The following is a 17,982-nucleotide window of genomic DNA, read 5'->3' on the forward strand; positions in this document are numbered from 1 at the left end:
TTGTACGTTTTATTAAGTAGTAGGAATTAGTAGCGGGTAGTCAGCCGATTGGCAAACAATCAAGGCTGACTACCTATTACACTGTACCGACGAGTAGTATTAGAACTTATAAATGAAAGCCAATCCAAACGTTGATTGTGAGCTTTTAGTAAAGTCACCGTTAGAATCTTCAAACTGCTGATTTTTAGTTTCTGCAGCACCTGCCACTTTTTCGTAGGCATCCAAACGGAATTCAGGCTTAATTAAGAGGTGACCATCTGCCAATGTAAAGTTACCTGTAAGTGTTACTGAGTTTACGTTGGTTCCCAATCCTTTTTTGTTAAGAAGCGAACGAACACCACTGCTGTTGTCAAAAAACTCATAACGGGCTCCGATGCTGAATAGATCGCTGGCGGCATAGCTTAAATAACCTGCTGCACCACCCCATGTCTTTGAACTTGAAGGACCCGGTACGCCCTGATATTCACCTTTCTGTGCGCCATACGCTGCGTTCAGTCCCAATAAAAGTTTGTCAGTTGCCTGCAAAGAAGTAGTGAGGTCAAATACACGATAAAACGCGTCAGGAGTATTGCCTTTGTCGTCTGCGTTGGCTTCGTTGCTGTTGATAAAGTTCAAATAAACATTCCAACCTTTTGCAGGGTTAATGAACAATTGAGAGATAAGTCCTTTTTTGCGGTTGTTATCATTCAAATTATCAACATTGTTTACAAGCCCCAACATTAATGATACTTTATCTGAGAAAGCATAAGTACCTTTTACCCCGATATGATAGAAAGGACCGTTATTGAAAAGGTTTGACAGTGAATAGTTGAAGTTTACGGGAGCATCAATTACTTCATAACCGATGTGAGTACCAAACTGACCGGCAGTCAACGTAAATTTGCTTGAAGCTTTCCAGTTAAAATACGCCTGCTTGATTGCCAATGCCGTGTTGGTGTTACTTCCCAATGCACCCAATACGTTACCATAGTTTCCAAGGTCTGCGTTTGGCCCGAACGTCAAATCAATCACAACATCTGATTTCTCGTTGCTGTATTGCATTTTGGTTTGAATCAAACCTAACGAGAACTGTCCGGATTTCTGATCAAATGCACGGGCGTTGGTTGCTCCCAAATTTTTGCGGGAAGCCGGTTTGTTGAAGTTTCCAATATAATATGAGTCAGCATATCCTGAAAAAGTGAATGTTCCCTTTTTCTCTTCGCCGTCTTCTTTTTTTCCCTCTGCCTTAGCTTCAGTTTTACTTTCAGTTTTAGTTTCTTCTTTTTTACCATCTGTCTTTCCTTCAGCGTTCCCCTTAGGAAAAGCCAAAAAGGTTCCAAACAAACATAAAACAAGTAAATTGAATTTTTTCATAATATTATTTTGTTTAAGGTGGGCAATATGTGGTTTTGTTTTCCGATACAAACTTTGTCTTATTTTTATAAAAATCCAAATTTTTGGTTCTGTTTTTAAGTATTTTTTCATAAAAATTTAATCTTTTTGTAATTTTCTACTTGTATTTCATGATAAATTTAATTATTTATGTAAAAAATACAATTTTTAATTTTATTCTGTATTATTAAATAATTTCAAAATATTATTCTTTTACAACTTATCATTTATATAAACAAAACATTCGAATATTCATATTTTATCAATAGTCAAAACTATAAAAAACCCTTAGAATAAGTAGATTATATGGGTTTGTAAGGGCACAAAAAAAGCCCCTGAGAAATCTCAGGGGCTTCTGAAAGAAGTATTTTTCTTCTTATTTTTAAGACGTTAGGGAATTATTCACCGTGCATCCATGCTTTTTTAGCAAGCAATGTGTCTTCGTCTTCTACATTTTCCGGATCCGGAACACAGCAATCTACGGGACAAACGGCGGCACACTGTGGCTCCTCATGAAAACCCATACATTCAGTACACTTATCAGTAACAATGTAATAAAATTCATTTGAAACGGGCGTTTGTTTTACTTTGGCATCGACCACGGTACCGTCACCGTAATCTATTTCTTCCAAATGAGTGCCACCTGCGTATGTCCATTCTACGCCACCTTCGTATATTGCAGTATTCGGACATTCTGGCTCACATGCACCGCAGTTGATGCATTCGTCAGTAATCATGATTGCCATAATTGCACTGTATCGTTTAGTTTTGGGATATTTGCACTTGTAATCAAAAAACAAATTTAACTATTTAAAGTTTCGGTTGGGTCATAAAAATCATAAATCTTTGATTTTTTGTACTTTTCCCATAAATATTTCAATGGATAACAGCACCAAACACATAGCGCCCTTTGTTGAGCTGGGTAAAATGCTCACTCCCAACGTGGTGGAAGAGATCGCCTTTAAAGCGTATTTACAGAATCATTGGTTTACTCCTGAGTTTGTCACTAAAGCGCTGAATGCCATTAAGGAAGAATACTTAAGCGAAGAAAAATTAAAGACTTGGGTAGGCAATTATCAGGTGCAATCCGCTCATCCTGATTTCGTTTCCAAAAAAGTTGGTGTAGTCATGGCAGGGAATATTCCGGCCGTTGGTTTTCATGATCTGTTAAGTGTTCTTATCAGCGGTCACCATCTATTGGCCAAACTCAGTAATGATGACCGTGTTCTGATGCTATTTCTGATTGAAAAACTGATTCAAATAGAACCTACTCTCGCTCAACGAATTACACTCGTCGAACGCTTAAATGCCGCCGATGCCTACATTGCCACAGGCAGTGACAATACGGCTCGCTATTTTGAATATTATTTTTCTAAGAAACCTCACCTTATTCGTCGCAATCGTACTTCAGTGGGAATTCTTACAGGAGAAGAAACAAATGACGAGCTGGAAGCACTTGGGCGGGATGTTTTTTCCTATTTTGGATTGGGATGCCGCAATGTTTCCAAAGTATTTGTGCCAAAAGGGTATGATTTTTCGAGTTTTTATGAATCTATTGAGTCGCAATTGGATGTTTTTCGAAACCACCACAAGTATTTCAATAATTATGAATACAATAAATCCATTTATTTGGTCAACCGCGAGCCGCATCTTGACAATGGTTTTTTGATTCTGCGTGAAACCGACGCTTTGGTATCTCCTATTTCGGTGTTATTTTTTGAATATTATGAAAGTGTCGCTGATCTAACCTCAAAATTGGAAGCATCTTCGGAAAAAATTCAATGCATTGTTTCAAAGGATGGCCATTACCCTTCCAGCCTTCCATTGGGCGATGCACAGAAGCCAACGCTGTTTGATTACGCCGATGGAGTAGATACGATGGCGTTTTTAACCGGCTTATAAATTTTTCGGTCATTCTGTTTTACTCATTTTGAGCGAAAACAGAATGACCGAAAATCACTTACTGCTGAATGCTATAATCCGTAGGCGGTTTCCTGAACAATATAATCAACTACCTGATTAAAGTCCTGGGTAGCTTCCCATACGGCCAGTTGGCGGTCGGCGCCGGTTCCCATTTCCAAAATTTTGTGAATGTATTCCACTTCCTTCCGACTGCCAAGATCATCAAGCACATCGTCTACAAATTCAAGTAACTCCTGAGCCAAGTTATAATAAGGTACTTCTTCCTTACGCCCAAAGTCAATAAGTTTTCCATGAATTCCGTAACGGGCGGCGCGCCACTTGTTCTCGTTAATAAGTATTTTGCGATAATGCTGGAAATTCAAATTTTTGCTCATCAACTTATAAATCTTCACAACCAGCGCCTGCATGAGCGCCGCCAGGCAGACGGTTTCATCGGCCCGCATCGGAATATCACAGACCCGGAATTCGATCGTATTATAGAAAGGATGCAGACGAAGATCCCACCATATCTTTTTGCCGTTGTCTATACAACCTGTTTTGACGAGCAGATTTATATAATCATCGTAATCGTGCGCCGTTTCAAAATATTCGGGAATTCCTGTCCGTGGAAACTTATCAAACACTTTGGAGCGATACGATTTAAAACCGGTATTACGACCGCACCAAAAGGGAGAATTGGTCGAAAGGGCATAGATGTGGGGCAAAAAGTAGGTCAATGAATTGATCAGCTTGATACCGGTGTCGCGGTCGGGAATGCCGATATGGACGTGCAACCCAAAGATCAAATTACCCCGGGCTACATCACGCATTTCATCAATGAGTTTGTCGTAGCGCGGATTGGGCGTGATCAGCTCGTCCTGCCAATCGGAGAAAGGGTGCGTGCCGGCCGCCGCAATTTTAAGGTTTTGCTGCGCCGCCAAATCAATGATCATTTTCCGCAGATACGTTACCTCCTGACGGGCTTCCTGAATATTGGTACAAATATTGGTTCCCACTTCCACAACCGATTGGTGCATTTCGGCCGTTACTCGTTCCTTGAGGATGATCTTACCATCTTCAACGATCTTCGACATGTGGGAACGGAGTCTACGGGTTTCAGGGTCTATTGTTTGGAATTCTTCCTCAATTCCGAGTGTGAAAGTTTGCATATCAGAGTAGTTTACAATAAGCCGTTTGTTGTTCGTTCTAAAAGCCAACGGCCTTAAAATGAACAACAAACAGTAAACTTATTTTTTCTTAGGAGCTTTTTTAGCCGGTTCTTCTTCTTTCTTTTTGGGCGCGGCCTTTTTTGGTTTTTCTTCGGTTGGTGCGGCCGCTTCATTGGTCATATTCGAAAGCGGCAAACCCAAAGCAGCATCACGTACAAAAGTCCCCCAAGTAAGGTTTGTTTTTCCTTCTTGGTGCGCCTGCGCTTTTTCAATGGCCATTTTTGCGGCGTTTTCCACGATCCAGTCAAAATTTTCCTGCCCCACCGAATGAATATCCGCATCAGGTGCCGGGTTGCAGAAATCAATCGCGTACGGAATGCCATCGTGAACGGCAAACTCTACCGTGTTAAAATCATACCCAAGCGCATGGTTAAGGCGCAATACGTAATCGGTGATCGTTGCGATCAATTTTTTATGGGCCTCCCCGGTCGTTTTGGGCTGAGTAGCATAGCGCAGGTGATGCGGATTGCGCGGCTCATATGGCATGATATGCACGTACTTCCCGCCCAAACAATAACAACGATAGTAATCTTCAAACGTCACTTCGCTTTGCAACATCATCACCAACTGCTCTGTTTCGGCATGTTTGTTCCACAGATCTTCCATGTCGTGTATTTTATAAACACTTTTCCAACCTCCCCCGGCGTGCGGCTTCATATAAGCGGGAAAACCCACGTACTCAAACATTTCACCCCATGCCATCGGCATTTTCAGGTTTCTGAAAGAAGTATCCGACGTATCGGTCGGGCGCTCTTTTGAAGGCATTAAAATCGTATTTGGAACCGGTACGCCCAATTTTACGGCCAAGGCGTTGTTGAAAAATTTCTCATCGGCGCTCCACCAAAAAGGGTTGTTGATCACGGCCGTTCCGCAAATAGCCGCGTTTTTGAGAAAAGCGCGGTAAAAAGGAACATCTTGGGAAATACGGTCGATGATAACCGCATAATCGGTGGCTTCGCCCTGTATTACCCGATCGATCAGAACAGGTTCTGCCACAATATTTTTACCATCCAACTGATTCACGCGTTCAACAAAAGCCTGTGGGAATGTATTTTCCATTCCGTGAAGAATTCCTATTTTTTTCATAATTAAATAACCGGAGTGCCGGTACGGTTAGTGTGTGTTAGATGACTATTTGTGTTATTGGTTATGATTTTTGGCCATTTTCAATACCGGTCGGTACGATTGGATTTGTGCTTGCCAACTCTTCGAATTTAGTTTTATCCGATAATAAAGGATGGTAAAATATGTTTTTATGTGAATAACAATTCTGTTTTTTACAATTTTTGTACCAATACCTGATACCCTTTATGAATTATGGTAAGCTTGTGTTGATACGCTTCTAAAAATAGGTCAATGGCCAATTGCGGACGCTCCACCGACGGCTTTTTCAGTTCCCAAAGATAGTCATCAAACAATAGCAACCCATTGGTTTTCAGTATTTTCCAACACAAATGGGCATCCATCAACACATTCAGGCTTTGATGCGAACCATCAATGTAAATAATATCATAAAGTTCTTTTTCCAATGTTTGTAATACACTTTCCGAAGGCCCTTTGTATTTGATCACTTGCTTGGCAAAACGTTTGAGATTATGGTCAAAACGAGCTTCTCGTCCATCTCCCCAAAAAACATCTACACACGTGATCGTTGAGGTTGGATTGGTTAGAATATTTTCTAAAAACCATATCGTTGAACGTCCTTCAAAAGAGCCTACCTCCAAAAATTTGACTGCCGGTTTTTCCCTGTATTCTGCAAACCAATGCGACCAATTTTCAACATTACCGGCAATATAATTGGTCGTAAAGTTAAAATCAGTGGTTTTGGATAATGCTTTTACAGTAAAGTAATTATGGTACGCATGCTTCGTCCGACGAAGAAATTCATACCCTTGCATCAATCGGTTCATTACAGGTTTGATTTTACTTATTTTCAGAATTTACAGCCCCATTTGCGACACATATTCCGGAAACATTCGATTCCAAAGCGGCCAATCGTGGCTTTCCCAACCTCGAATATCCAACCAATGATTTATGCCGCGTGCTCTTAAAATATTAGCCATCCGAATATTATCATTGAGGCAAATATCCCATTCTGAGGTTCCCAGCACAATTTTCATGTGATTGTACTTCCAAGCTTCTTCGTTTTGCATGAAATCAACGGGATTGTTGAAGTAGACTGTATCGTCGTTGTAACCTTCCAGAAAGCTTCTGATGTCAAATGCTCCGCTCATACTGAACATATAAGCTACTTTATCAGGATGTTTGAAAGCAAAATTAAGTGCATGATAACCGCCAAAGCTACACCCTGCCACGCCAATCTTATCTACATTGGCCTCATTGCGGATCGCAGGCACAAGTTCATCGTTCAAAAAACGGTCATATATAGCATGATTATGCGCCCGTACCGATGGATGTAAGTGCTTGGCATACCAACTGTCTTTGTCGATTCCGTCTACCAGATACAGTTTTATTTTTCCCGCGTCCACAAATCCTTTGACCGAATCAGTCAACCCAAAATCTTTATTTTGGTAGTACCTTCCCATCGACGTCGGGAACAGGAGAATGGGATACCCCCAATGCCCGAAGACGAGCATTTCGATATCCCGACCCAGCGTGGGCGAATACCACTTTTGATATGTTTCTTTCAAGGTTGATAAAGTGTTTAATGTGGAAATATTTTGTCGAAATATATACAAAAAGCGAGAATAACAAGATTCTGATTCAAAAATTGTGTAAAAGACTATTTCCGCATACTTTTGAAACCATTATGAGGGGTTAAAAGTTAGAAAGTCAAGGATGAGTGACACTAAATGCGTGCCACTCTTTACTGTTCAATTACTTATCGGCACTAACCGCACACTTAAAAAATGACTCGCCTTAGCGTAAATATCAATAAAATAGCCACCTTGCGTAATTCGCGCGGCGGCAATAATCCTAATGTCGTCAAAACAGCCCTTGATTGCGAAGCCTTTGGTGCCCAAGGCATTACAGTCCATCCACGCCCCGATGAGCGTCATATTCGTTATCAGGATGTGTTGGATCTAAAGCAAGTCGTAACGACTGAATTCAACATTGAAGGAAATCCTACCGAAGCTAAATTTATTGAATTAGTTTTAACCACTCGCCCCGCGCAAGTGACCTTGGTTCCGGATGCGTTGGGTGCCATTACCTCCAATGCCGGCTGGGATACCATTACGCACCGTGACCGCCTTATTGATTTGGTTCAGATTTTTAAAGGAGCCGGGATTCGTGTTTCTGTCTTTGTTGACCCCATTGAAAAAATGGTGGAAGGAGCCAAAATATGCGGTGCTGACCGCGTAGAATTATATACCGAGCCTTACGCAACCGAATACCCCGAAGACCCCGAAAAAGCGGTAGCTTCTTACGTAAAAGCGGCTAAAGTGGCTCAGGAAGTCGGTCTTGGCTTGAATGCCGGTCACGATTTAAGTCTCGAAAACTTGCGTTTCCTGAAAGAAAAAATTCCTCACTTGGATGAAGTGTCCATTGGCCACGCGCTCATCTGCGATGCTCTGTATTTTGGGTTGGAAAACACCATTCAGATGTATTTACGGGAATTGGAGGTATAATTGAAGAAAAAATAACACTAAGGGCTAAAGCCGACTTCTAAAACCCATTGTCAATAATCAAGCAGAAAAGTCATGTCAAAAAAAATTATTTTTACTACCGCGGCTCCCTCGCCGATCGGTCCTTATTCTCAGGCAGTAATGGTCGGAGATACTTTGTATGTTTCAGGACAAATTCCCATTGACCCTGCCAATGGAGATCTGGTCACAGGCAATATAGAGCACGAAGCGCGGCAGGTCATGCTCAACATCGGAGCGATTTTGAAAGAAGCCGGCCTTACGTACCACAACATCATTAAGACCAGTATCTTTTTGAAAGACATGAACAACTTCGCCAAAGTCAACGAAGTGTATGGGCACTTTTTTATCGGCCATTACCCTGCCCGGGAAACCGTTGAAGTATCGCGTTTGCCTAAAGACGTTAATGTAGAAATATCAGTAATTGCAGTGAAGGATTAAAAAAGACAAATGCAAACTTGGAAAGTTTTAGGCTGGAACATTCAATAGTGAGCCAACTTATAAACTTTCCAAGTCTGCATTTTTTAATTCAAGAATTCATAGATCCCCGCTACGCCTTGTCCACCTCCTACGCAAGCGGTGACCATTCCATATTTTTGTTCGCGACGGCGCATTTCGTTGAACAATTGCACCGACAAGCGTGCGCCCGTCGAACCTAAAGCGTGTCCAAGTGCGATAGCTCCGCCGTTTGGATTTAATTTTGTTGGGTCAATTCCTACTTCCCGAATAACGGCCAATGACTGTGCAGCAAAGGCTTCATTCAATTCAATTTGGTCAATATCAGCCAATTGAATTCCTGCCTGTTTCAGCGCAATTGGAATTGCAGCTACCGGTCCAATGCCCATAATACGCGGCTCTACTCCTGCCGAAGCATAAGACATCATGCGCGCAACCGGTTTGAGGTTCAATTCATTGACCATCCGTTCCGACATTACGACCACAAAAGCTGCACCGTCGGAAGTTTGAGAAGAATTCCCGGCAGTGACACTTCCACCCGCCGCAAAAACGGGCTTCAATCGTCCCAAAGCCTCCAATGTTGTATCAGCCCGTGGGCCTTCGTCTTGGGTTACTACGTATTCTTTATTTTTCTTTTTCCCGCTATTGGCATCGAAATAGGTTTCCTTGACCGTAATCGGCACGATTTCACCGGCGAATTTTCCGGCTGCCTGTGCGGCAAGTGCTTTTTGGTGCGATGCCAGCGCAAAAGCATCTTGGTCCTCACGGCTGATTTTATATTGATTGGCTACCTGCTCCGCCGTTAAGCCCATTCCAACGTAATAATCAGCGTGGTCTTTGGCAATTTCATAGTTCAGAGCTGTCTTCCAACCGGTTGTTGGCACCATCGACATGGATTCTACCCCTCCCGCTACAATACAATCCGCAAAGCCGGCATGAATTTTAGCCGCCGCAATTGCGATGGCTTCTACACCTGAGCCGCAATAACGGTTGATCGTAAATCCGGGTACGCTTTTAGGTAAAGCCAGAAGTGAAATGAAACGGGCGATCTGCATTCCCTGCTCTGCTTCCGGTACAGCGTTTCCAACGATGAGGTCATCGACGCGGGCCGGGTCCAGCTGCGGCAATTGCGCCATCATGTGTTTGATCACTTCCGCACCGAGATCGTCGGGGCGTGTAAAACGAAAAGTGCCTTTGGGGGCTTTGCCCACCGCCGTGCGGTATCCCGCTACAATATATGCGTTCATGGTTTAAGCGTTGTTTCTCAGTTTGCAATTATTCACTACAAAACAAACATTTTTTTTGCAAAAAATACTCTGCAAGCATAACATATTATTTTTAACATTTGGTTTCCTACAAAGGCTGGACTTCTCCGAAGTCTGAATATGTACATCTATTCTTCCTTTACTTACATCACTGAAATCCTCCCTATTATTCAGGGTTTTTGTTATTTCCGGAGTAAATTGCATCCGCTTCTACGATTAGAGGCAGATTCGTAAAATAAAATCAGATGCGAGTTAGGTTAGCGGCCGTTATTGGCTTATTTTTCAGTACCTTTTTCATCCTTCCCACTCACGCCCAAACTATTTACGGCAACGAATGGATCAATTATCAACAGACGTATTTCAAGATCCCGATTGCACAAAAAGGGCTTTATAAAATTTCGACGGCTGAGTTGCGTCAGGCAGGATTCCCTGTGGCCACAACCAACCCCGCCTCTCTTCAATTGTTTTTTCGAGGCGAAGAACAAGCTATTTTTGTGCAGGGTGAAAGCGATGGCAAGTGGGATGATGCCGACTATCTGGAATTTTACGGTGAAGGCAACGACGGCACTCAAGATTCATTATTGTATATTCCGCACAGCGCTCAACCGCACAAAATTTATAACCTTTATTCCGACACCACAGCGTACTTTATTACGTGGCGTTTGGATGGGCAGTTAGGCAAGCGAATGCCTTTTTATCAGGAACAAAATACGTCCAACCTAACGCCTGATGCCTACCATCGCGAAGACCTGCTGATTTCCAATATTGCAAGCTACAATTATATAGGCATGTCCGAAGGTTTGATGTATCCTCTGGGGACTTCGCAGGGTGCGCAACATTCTTATTACGATTACGGCGAAGGCTGGACCGGACCCGAGCTTACCAAAAACGCGGTGATCTCAAAGCGAATTCAGCTTGATAATCCTGTTCGGACAGGCCCAAAGCCTCAGCTTGAAATTCACCTGATGGGGCGTGACCATCGTTTGCATTTTGTCGAAATCAAAGTTGGGAGCAGTCTTATAGCCAATCGTTTGGTCGATACAGTTCGTTTTAATCATCAAAGTGCCTTGTTGGTACAACGGGAGATTGCTTTCTCGGACGTATCACTTGACAGTAATCGCATTTCCGTCTCCACCGTTTCGCGCGGGACTTTTGCTGAACAGGCCGAAGATGTATACAGCATTACATATTATCGACTGCGCTATCCGCAACGCTTTGATCTGTTGAATAAAACGCAGAAATATTTTTACCTGAATACAAGTTCGTCGGGCAAATCATACCTTGAAATTCCCAACGCAGCCAACGACGTTCGGTTGTTTGACATTACCGATAAAAAGAACATTACCCGAATCGGGGCAACCATTGAAGCCAATACCTTAAAAGCCATTGTTCGTGCAACAAATACCGCAAAAACGCTTTTTGCTACGCGAACTGTTCTGTCTGTGCCAAGCATCCGGCGCGTTGGTTTTCGGAATATTGATGCTGCCAAAGCCAATTACCTTATCATTACCCATCGCAATCTGGCAAATGCCGCCAGACAATTCGGCGGATACCGAGCTTCAACGGTGGGCGGGCGGTATGATACGCTAACCGTCGAAACCGATTTTTTGGTGAATCAATTTAACTACGGCGAATTCAGTCCATTAGCAATCCGACGTTTTGTTCAATTCATGGCCGAGAAGGGAAATCCCCGTTTTATGTTTATCATCGGTCGAACGGAGCAAGTAGATTTTAATCGTACAAAACCCACTCGCAGTCAAGTGGATATGGTGCCATCGTTCGGCTGGCCGGGCTCTGATAATTTATTTTCGCACGGACTGAAAGGGCAACCGCAACTTATCGCTGCCATTCCTACCGGGCGGCTTTGGACCGATAACTCCCCAACAGTATTGAACTATCTGGAAAAAGTAAAGGAGCACGAATCGACTCCCATGAACGCCCTTTGGCGTAAAAATATCCTACACCTCAGCGGCGGTACAAACTTATTTGAACAGAGTCAGTTTTTGCAAATTGTCAATAATTTCAAACAAAAAGCCCAACGTCAATACCTTGGGGCGCGTGTTACAACCATCACTAAAAAAACGGATGAAGCGGTAGAATACGTCGGTATTGCCAACGAAGTAAACGAAGGTGCGGGCATCATTACGCTTTTCGGGCATTCCAGTTTGCAGGACACTGATATTAATATTGGGAACGTTTCCAACGATGTGTTAGGGTTTCGGAACAAAGGCCGTTATCCGTTGGTCTACGCAAATGGTTGCGTATTAGGCAATTTCACCTTTGGAGCCAATACATTTCCCATTGACTGGATCGCAACAAAAGATCGCGGCGCTATTTTATTTTTAGCGCATTCCAACTACGCATTTGTTCATTCGCTTAAAGATTTTGCCACAACATTTTACGAAACATTACTTGGCGACAGCCTTAACCTCAGTCGCCCGTTTGGAGAAATTCATCAACAAATCATACGCAAAACATTGGCCCTATTTCCGAATGACCCTATCTACCAAGCCGATGCTCAGCAAATGACATTGCAGGGCGACCCGGCCATCGTTTTGTTTCCTACCAAGCAACCTGATTATGTCGTAACGAGTCAGGGAATCAGTGTAAAAGGCAAAAACGGAACCGATATCGGGCCGTTGAGCGATTCGTTGGAAGTTCGTGTTGTAGTTTCGAATGTAGGATTATACCGCAGTGAAAAGCTTCCTGTTCGTCTTTCACGCACCTCCGGTGGCGGGGCTGTGCAGATTTTCGAAGCTATTTTTCCTGCCGTGGCCTATCAGGATACATTGCGGTTTCTCATCCCAAATGACCGTACTCAAAATGGGCTCAATCGTTTTGAAATTGTGCTGGACCCGTCCAATACACTCGTCGAAATGAATAAACCCAATAATACTGCCGCAGTAGAAATTACGCTCCCCGTTGCGGGCGCGTATCCCTTAATTCCTGCGGAATATGCCATTGTTTCTTCGGTAGAAAATGGATTGCCAACGGTGCAATTATTGGCTCAAAACATTGAAAATGCAAGCCGAAATTATACCATTGAACTTGATACCACGACCCAATTTAACAGTCCTTTTAAGCGTACTCAAACCATCACGGCCGCTTTGCTGCCAAGTTGGAAAGTTCCGCTTCTTCCCCGTGACAGTACAACCTATTTCTGGCGAATTCGCTACGCCGACCGCCCCGAAGGCAATGACAACCTTTGGAGCGAAAGCTCATTTACTCATATTCAAAACGGTGGTGAAGGATGGACGCAACGACAAACTGCCCAATTTACCAAAGCCACTCCGCTTGATATTAATCTTTCACTTACTGCTCAGCCGACTTGGAGCTATACGCCACTTGCCGTGCCCATAAAAGCGGTGGTCGCGGGCAGTTCGGTCGGTGGGTTTAACCAAGGTCATCAGTTTACTCAACTCACCATCAGCGATATTTTATTCGTTGCAGGCAGCAATTGCAGTACATTTCAAGGAGCCAATGCAGAAGCAAATATCGTAGTGACGGCGTTACACCGCGACAATCTTCAGGCGTATTCGATCATGCCGAGTCGTAATTGCGGCAATCCGCCTTATGCGATGAATACACTCCGTCAGCCTGAAATAATCAATAATCAACTCTTTAGCCGGTGGGTGGATGCGGTTCCTAACGGTGATTGGATCGTCCTTATGTCGGTAGGAGCCGTTCGTTTTGACCAATGGCCGGCTTCTCAACTTGCTAAATTGAAAGAATTGGGCGTAAATGAAGCTCTTTTGCGAAGCCCCAATCTTTTGATCCTTCAAAAAGGGGCGAAGAAACCTGCACTGGAATTGGCTACTGACCCCAACGATATTGCGCCCAGCCTCCGCACTTTAAATTTGGACAACCATATCCTGAAAAGTACTAAGTCAACCGGAGAAATTACCTCGTCACTTATCGGTCCGGCAAGCAGTTGGGCATCGCTTAAAAATCAACAGGTATTAACGAATGGACAGCAATCAGCGTTAACGTTACTGGGCGTTGATCTGAACGGAAAAGAAACACCTTTATTAACCAACCAATCGGCCAATAAACCGGTCGATCTGAAAAGCATTGATGCTATCCGTTATCCTTTCTTACGATTACAATTGCATTTAACAAATCCTGATGTTACTGCCACCACTCCTGCGCAATTGCGTAATTGGCTCGTCACTTACACTCCTGTAGCTGAAGGAAGTGCCACTTCCAATCTAAGCGGAGTCATTGAACGTCAGGAAGGGGAACAACTTACGGTCAATGTGGCTTTCAAAAATGTATCCACGGTGGCTTTCCGTGATTCAGTCGTGGTTCAACAAACGGTTTTCAGTCCTAACGGTCAACCTCAAATTACGGAACGAAAGCTGGGAAAACTCGCCCCCAATCAGGAATCATCTTTCTCGGTCACGCTTCCAACCTTAGGTCGCAGTGGTGATAATCGTTTGTTAGTCAATTTTAACCCACGTCGACAACCTGAACAAAACTACACAAACAACATTGTAAATCTTCCCTTTACAGTGGTTCCCGACCGATTCGCACCTGTGTTGGATGTAGTATTTGACAATCAACGAATTAAGGACGGTGAAGTGGTTTCGGCCAATCCGGTGATCTTGGTACAATTAAAAGATGAGAACAAAATTCTGTTCAAACGAGATACCGTTGGCATTTCTCTGTTTTTGCAACGTCCCAATCAAAGTACATTCCAACGAATAGCATTTACCAATCCATTGCTCAAATTCACTCCCGCCGACAACCAAAACGTGGTGCGCATTGAATACCGTCCGGGCACACTTCCCGACGGGGTGTATACATTGCAGGTACAAGGCGCTGATGCCACCAACAATCGCACGGGAATTTATAAAATCACCTTCAGGGTAATTAACGAACAACGCATCCTAGCTGTCGAGGCCAACCCTAATCCTTTTCAGGATATTCTGCGTTTTGTATTTACCGTTTCGGGAACGGAAGCTCCTACCGAAGCCTCCATCGTTGTAACTGACCTGGCAGGCCGAATTGTAAAAGAAGTCAACCTTGTACCTCGCGTAGGCGTAAATGAATGGGTGTGGAGCCCAACGGCGGGCTTGGCAATGGGCACGTATGTGTATCGAATTACAGTCAAGAAGAATGGGCAGGCACTTTCGGTGGGAGAAGGTGTAAAAACAACGGGTAAGCTGGTCTTGATTCGATAGCTTTTTTTTTCACGCAAAGACGCGGAGGAGCAAAGTTTCTATTGAAAGTCGCTTATATTTCTTTGCTCCTCCGCGTCTTTGCGTGAAAAGCCTGTAAGGTACTTAAAAACAGGTCTCTCTACCCAACGATACAAGCCACACGCAACTCCCCACAGCAGAATCAGCAATACCAAATTATTGTCGGAAACGTACCGTTGGAGCACAATCGCGACAGGCCCTATATGAATTAAATAAAACGCATAAGAAGCTTTGCCCAAAGTTTGAAATAATGAACTTGATAACACGCTAATCAGGAGGCTTTTCTCGGTAGCTAACCCCACTAATCCAAAACCAACGGCAATTGGTAATAAGAGATTATAAAGAAGCCATTCCGTATAAAACGCCAAAAGATGGAAATAATGAATGGCCAAAACATAAGCAATCACCAAAATGCTGGAGAATAACAACGCAGTAGCTGTTTTAAATTGAAAATCAGATACTTCTTGTTTTTTATATAACCAAAGTGCCGCATAAATTCCCGCACCAAATTCAAAAAACCGCCCAAAGAGTGTATAGAAGCTGCCAAAAGAAAGTGCAGTCTTATAAAAAAATACCAGTCCCAAGCCAAAGAAAGCATATAATAACAGCAATGCTGCCCAACGCCGCTCGACAACGAAGAATATCCACAGAGGTGCAAGTGCATAAAAACACACTTCAACCGTCAATGACCAACTTTGAGGAATGCCGCTGAAAACCTGCGAAGGAATGAGTCCTTTGATAAGCAGAAAATTGGAAAGCTGCTCTAAACCGTCTGCTTTTCCTTTCGTAAACCATTGAAGAAGATAATAACCCGTCAGCAGCAACCAATAAAGAGGGGTAATTCGTGCAAAACGAAAAAGATAAAACCGCTTTCGTTCCTCAGTTGTGCGGAGTTTATCAGCATAATTCCAAGTGATAAGAAAGCTGCTCAATACAAAAAACACGGTTACGCCTACGTAACCTTCTTGGGCTAATTGATGTAAAAAAGTAGATTTCGGAAAAGGATTGTAATGATGAACGTAAACCAACAAAGCCGCAAAAGCACGTAAACCCGTCAATGCCGGTAGTTTCGATGGACTCATCTTACCAACACTACGGAACCTAAATACTTGTTTATTTCACCGTTCGTAAATTCTACCTCTATCTTGTATGCATACACTCCCCCACTGGCAAACGCATCCAAATACCGCCCATCCCAACCTTGCTTGGGGTCAGCGAATGCAAAATTGGCATTGCGGTACACCACTTCCCCCCAACGGTTATAGACAACCATTTCCTTGATCTGTTTGACGCAGGAATTTCCATAGACAAAAAACACGTCGTTTTGTTGGTCACTGTTTGGAGAAAATATGTCGGGAATATAAATGTTACATGGCAAGACCGATAAATTTACTTTTTCGGATTGCTGACACGCCTGACTTGCATTCTTGACCGAAACAGTATACTGTGTGGTTTTGGAAGGATGCGCCCATGTGGCAGGACAATTGGCGCACGCAAGCCCCAAGGCAGGAGTCCACTCTACCGTAAATCCACCCGCAGGTTGTACCTGTACTTCGAGCCGTGTACTATCTCCCTGTGTAATAGCTTTATCGCCAACTACTTGAAATTGAAGACTTTCCACAACCAAATGAGTAGTAACCATGCTGTCACAGCCCGAAGGACGGTGCACGGCAGTTGTGTAGGTTCCCGTCTTTGAATAGGTGGAGTCGCCTACCTTAACGCTTTTTCCGGCACAAATGGCTAACGTTTGGATATGGTGTACCGCCGGAATTACCGTCAATTTAAGTCGAACAGTACTGTCACATACATTGGCCCGCGTAATTACCCTGACGTGGGTACCGGTGGTTTTAAAACTTACGTTATCAATTTTTACCTCTTCACCTTCACAAATTGTTCTGGTGATCGTCGTGTCCGGTTGATAGTACTTTATTTTATAGTCCAATTGCAACTGACAGGAAGCATCAAGCTTATCCAGCGGCGAAAGCTTCACCGTATACATATCTCCTAAATTTGCCTTTACCCTCGCATCAGCAGTAGTCTGTCCATCATTCCAAACATAGGTACCAAAACCTTCCGGCGCTTTTAGGATCATATACCCCTGCGCATCAGGACACTGCGATGTCACTTTAATTTCTGATTTGACACATTGGGCATCAAAATAGGCATAACCAAAATGCTCTCTTCTCGTACATCCGTGTACAGTCACTTCAATTTTAATGATTTTCCCTATATAGTTTCGTAAATCAATAGCTCCTGTAGTCCAGTTCTTATATTCCAAATACCCCTGATTTGTGTATTGCTGCGTTTTAAGCCCGGAGCCTGTTCCTCCTTTTTGAAGTTGCACTCCAAAATAATTACAGGCCAATTCCTGATCGTTACTATCGGTTATATGAATCGAAAAGCCGGATTTCTGATAATCCTCATGTGAGTTATCATTTTGAAGTACCAGGGCAAATTGATATTGAAAGAGGGTATTGTCAGGGGTTACGACAAAAGAGGTTTTGATACGGTCGAACGTACCTCCTCCCATCGAATAATTGGTACCGATCCGTATAGAATGGGTACTACCCGGAGCAACCATAGGTATCTTTTCATTGGTAATAAGAGGATCAAAGCCATTGCTGACCCCGGTAATGAAGTGTCTGGCATTAATCGAGCCAACTTGCTCATTTAGGTAAGACACTTTTGCATTGGTTCCGGTCCCATCAACGCCCAATACTCCATTCGACAACTCCCATCCCATGGTCGTACCTGACTCAAAACCGATGTTGGCGCAATCCACTTGTTGACCAAAAACAAGGGTTGTAAAAGAAATAAAAAGTCCAATCAACTTCGCCAACCTTTTCATCGTATGTTCCGGGGTTTTTCTAACTATTACACGTTACGCAAATAAAAGAAAGGGTGTTGCATCTATTTTCAAGGAACGTCACGGCTGACTATTTTGACCTCTTAA

Annotated in this window: 13 protein-coding genes; 4 read left to right on the forward strand and 9 right to left on the reverse strand. The window is 43.3% G+C overall.

Features of this window, described 5'->3' with window-relative positions; translation table 11 throughout:
- Positions 1-99: 99 nt before the first annotated feature.
- Together ACQY73_RS12650 and ACQY73_RS12655 are read right to left on the reverse strand one after the other, a co-directional pair.
- On the reverse strand, positions 100-1,353 hold the full coding sequence (locus ACQY73_RS12650; RefSeq protein ID WP_428666364.1) for a porin: 1,254 nt from the start codon (positions 1,351-1,353) through the stop codon (positions 100-102).
- Positions 1,354-1,769: 416 nt separating this feature from the next.
- Positions 1,770-2,117 (reverse strand): 4Fe-4S dicluster domain-containing protein, encoded by a 348-nt coding sequence (locus ACQY73_RS12655; protein ID WP_428666367.1) that lies wholly within the window; start codon positions 2,115-2,117, stop codon positions 1,770-1,772.
- Positions 2,118-2,250: 133 nt separating this feature from the next.
- Between ACQY73_RS12655 and ACQY73_RS12660 the strand changes: the two genes are divergently transcribed.
- Entirely contained in the window at positions 2,251-3,273 is a 1,023-nt protein-coding gene (locus ACQY73_RS12660; RefSeq protein ID WP_428666370.1) for an acyl-CoA reductase, read from the forward strand.
- Positions 3,274-3,344: 71 nt separating this feature from the next.
- Here the strand turns inward: ACQY73_RS12660 and ACQY73_RS12665 are convergent, their stop codons facing one another.
- The 4 genes from ACQY73_RS12665 to ACQY73_RS12680 all read right to left on the reverse strand — a co-directional run bounded on the left by ACQY73_RS12665 (position 3,345) and on the right by ACQY73_RS12680 (position 7,153).
- Positions 3,345-4,442 carry a carboxylate-amine ligase gene (locus tag ACQY73_RS12665; RefSeq protein WP_428666373.1) on the reverse strand — a complete coding sequence of 366 codons (1,098 nt, stop codon included), beginning with the start codon at positions 4,440-4,442 and terminating at the stop codon, positions 3,345-3,347.
- A 78-nt stretch (positions 4,443-4,520) separates the two neighbouring features.
- A complete protein-coding gene (locus tag ACQY73_RS12670) occupies positions 4,521-5,588 on the reverse strand; it encodes an ATP-grasp domain-containing protein (RefSeq protein ID WP_428666376.1) in 1,068 nt (355 codons plus the stop codon).
- A 191-nt stretch (positions 5,589-5,779) separates the two neighbouring features.
- The gene (locus tag ACQY73_RS12675) at positions 5,780-6,412 is read right to left on the reverse strand and encodes a class I SAM-dependent methyltransferase (protein WP_428666379.1); all 633 of its coding nucleotides are present in this window, start codon (positions 6,410-6,412) and stop codon (positions 5,780-5,782) included.
- Between the two features lie 30 nt (positions 6,413-6,442).
- Entirely contained in the window at positions 6,443-7,153 is a 711-nt protein-coding gene (locus ACQY73_RS12680; RefSeq protein WP_428666382.1) for an esterase family protein, read from the reverse strand.
- A 219-nt stretch (positions 7,154-7,372) separates the two neighbouring features.
- On the opposite strand from ACQY73_RS12680, the gene ACQY73_RS12685 reads away from it, so the two are divergent.
- Together ACQY73_RS12685 and ACQY73_RS12690 are read left to right on the forward strand one after the other, a co-directional pair.
- Positions 7,373-8,092, forward strand: coding sequence for a pyridoxine 5'-phosphate synthase (locus ACQY73_RS12685; RefSeq protein ID WP_428666385.1), 720 nt, complete (start codon positions 7,373-7,375; stop codon positions 8,090-8,092).
- Positions 8,093-8,164: 72 nt separating this feature from the next.
- Positions 8,165-8,548 carry a RidA family protein gene (locus ACQY73_RS12690; protein ID WP_428666388.1) on the forward strand — a complete coding sequence of 128 codons (384 nt, stop codon included), beginning with the start codon at positions 8,165-8,167 and terminating at the stop codon, positions 8,546-8,548.
- Positions 8,549-8,631: 83 nt separating this feature from the next.
- Here the strand turns inward: ACQY73_RS12690 and ACQY73_RS12695 are convergent, their stop codons facing one another.
- A complete protein-coding gene (locus ACQY73_RS12695; RefSeq protein WP_428666391.1) occupies positions 8,632-9,810 on the reverse strand; it encodes an acetyl-CoA C-acyltransferase in 1,179 nt (392 codons plus the stop codon).
- Positions 9,811-10,073: 263 nt separating this feature from the next.
- On the opposite strand from ACQY73_RS12695, the gene ACQY73_RS12700 reads away from it, so the two are divergent.
- Positions 10,074-15,011: a C25 family cysteine peptidase gene (locus ACQY73_RS12700; protein WP_428666393.1), complete on the forward strand. Its 4,938-nt coding sequence runs from the start codon at positions 10,074-10,076 to the stop codon at positions 15,009-15,011.
- A 38-nt stretch (positions 15,012-15,049) separates the two neighbouring features.
- Here ACQY73_RS12700 and ACQY73_RS12705 read toward each other — a convergent pair whose 3' ends face one another.
- Entirely contained in the window at positions 15,050-16,111 is a 1,062-nt protein-coding gene (locus tag ACQY73_RS12705) for an acyltransferase family protein (RefSeq protein ID WP_428666396.1), read from the reverse strand.
- The gene (locus ACQY73_RS12710) at positions 16,108-17,877 is read right to left on the reverse strand and encodes a gliding motility-associated C-terminal domain-containing protein (protein ID WP_428666399.1); all 1,770 of its coding nucleotides are present in this window, start codon (positions 17,875-17,877) and stop codon (positions 16,108-16,110) included. Before ACQY73_RS12710 ends, ACQY73_RS12705 begins: the two co-directional genes overlap by 4 nt.
- Positions 17,878-17,982: the final 105 nt, after the last annotated feature.

The organism is Runella sp., assembly GCF_965279615.1.
Lineage (GTDB): Bacteria > Bacteroidota > Bacteroidia > Cytophagales > Spirosomataceae > Runella.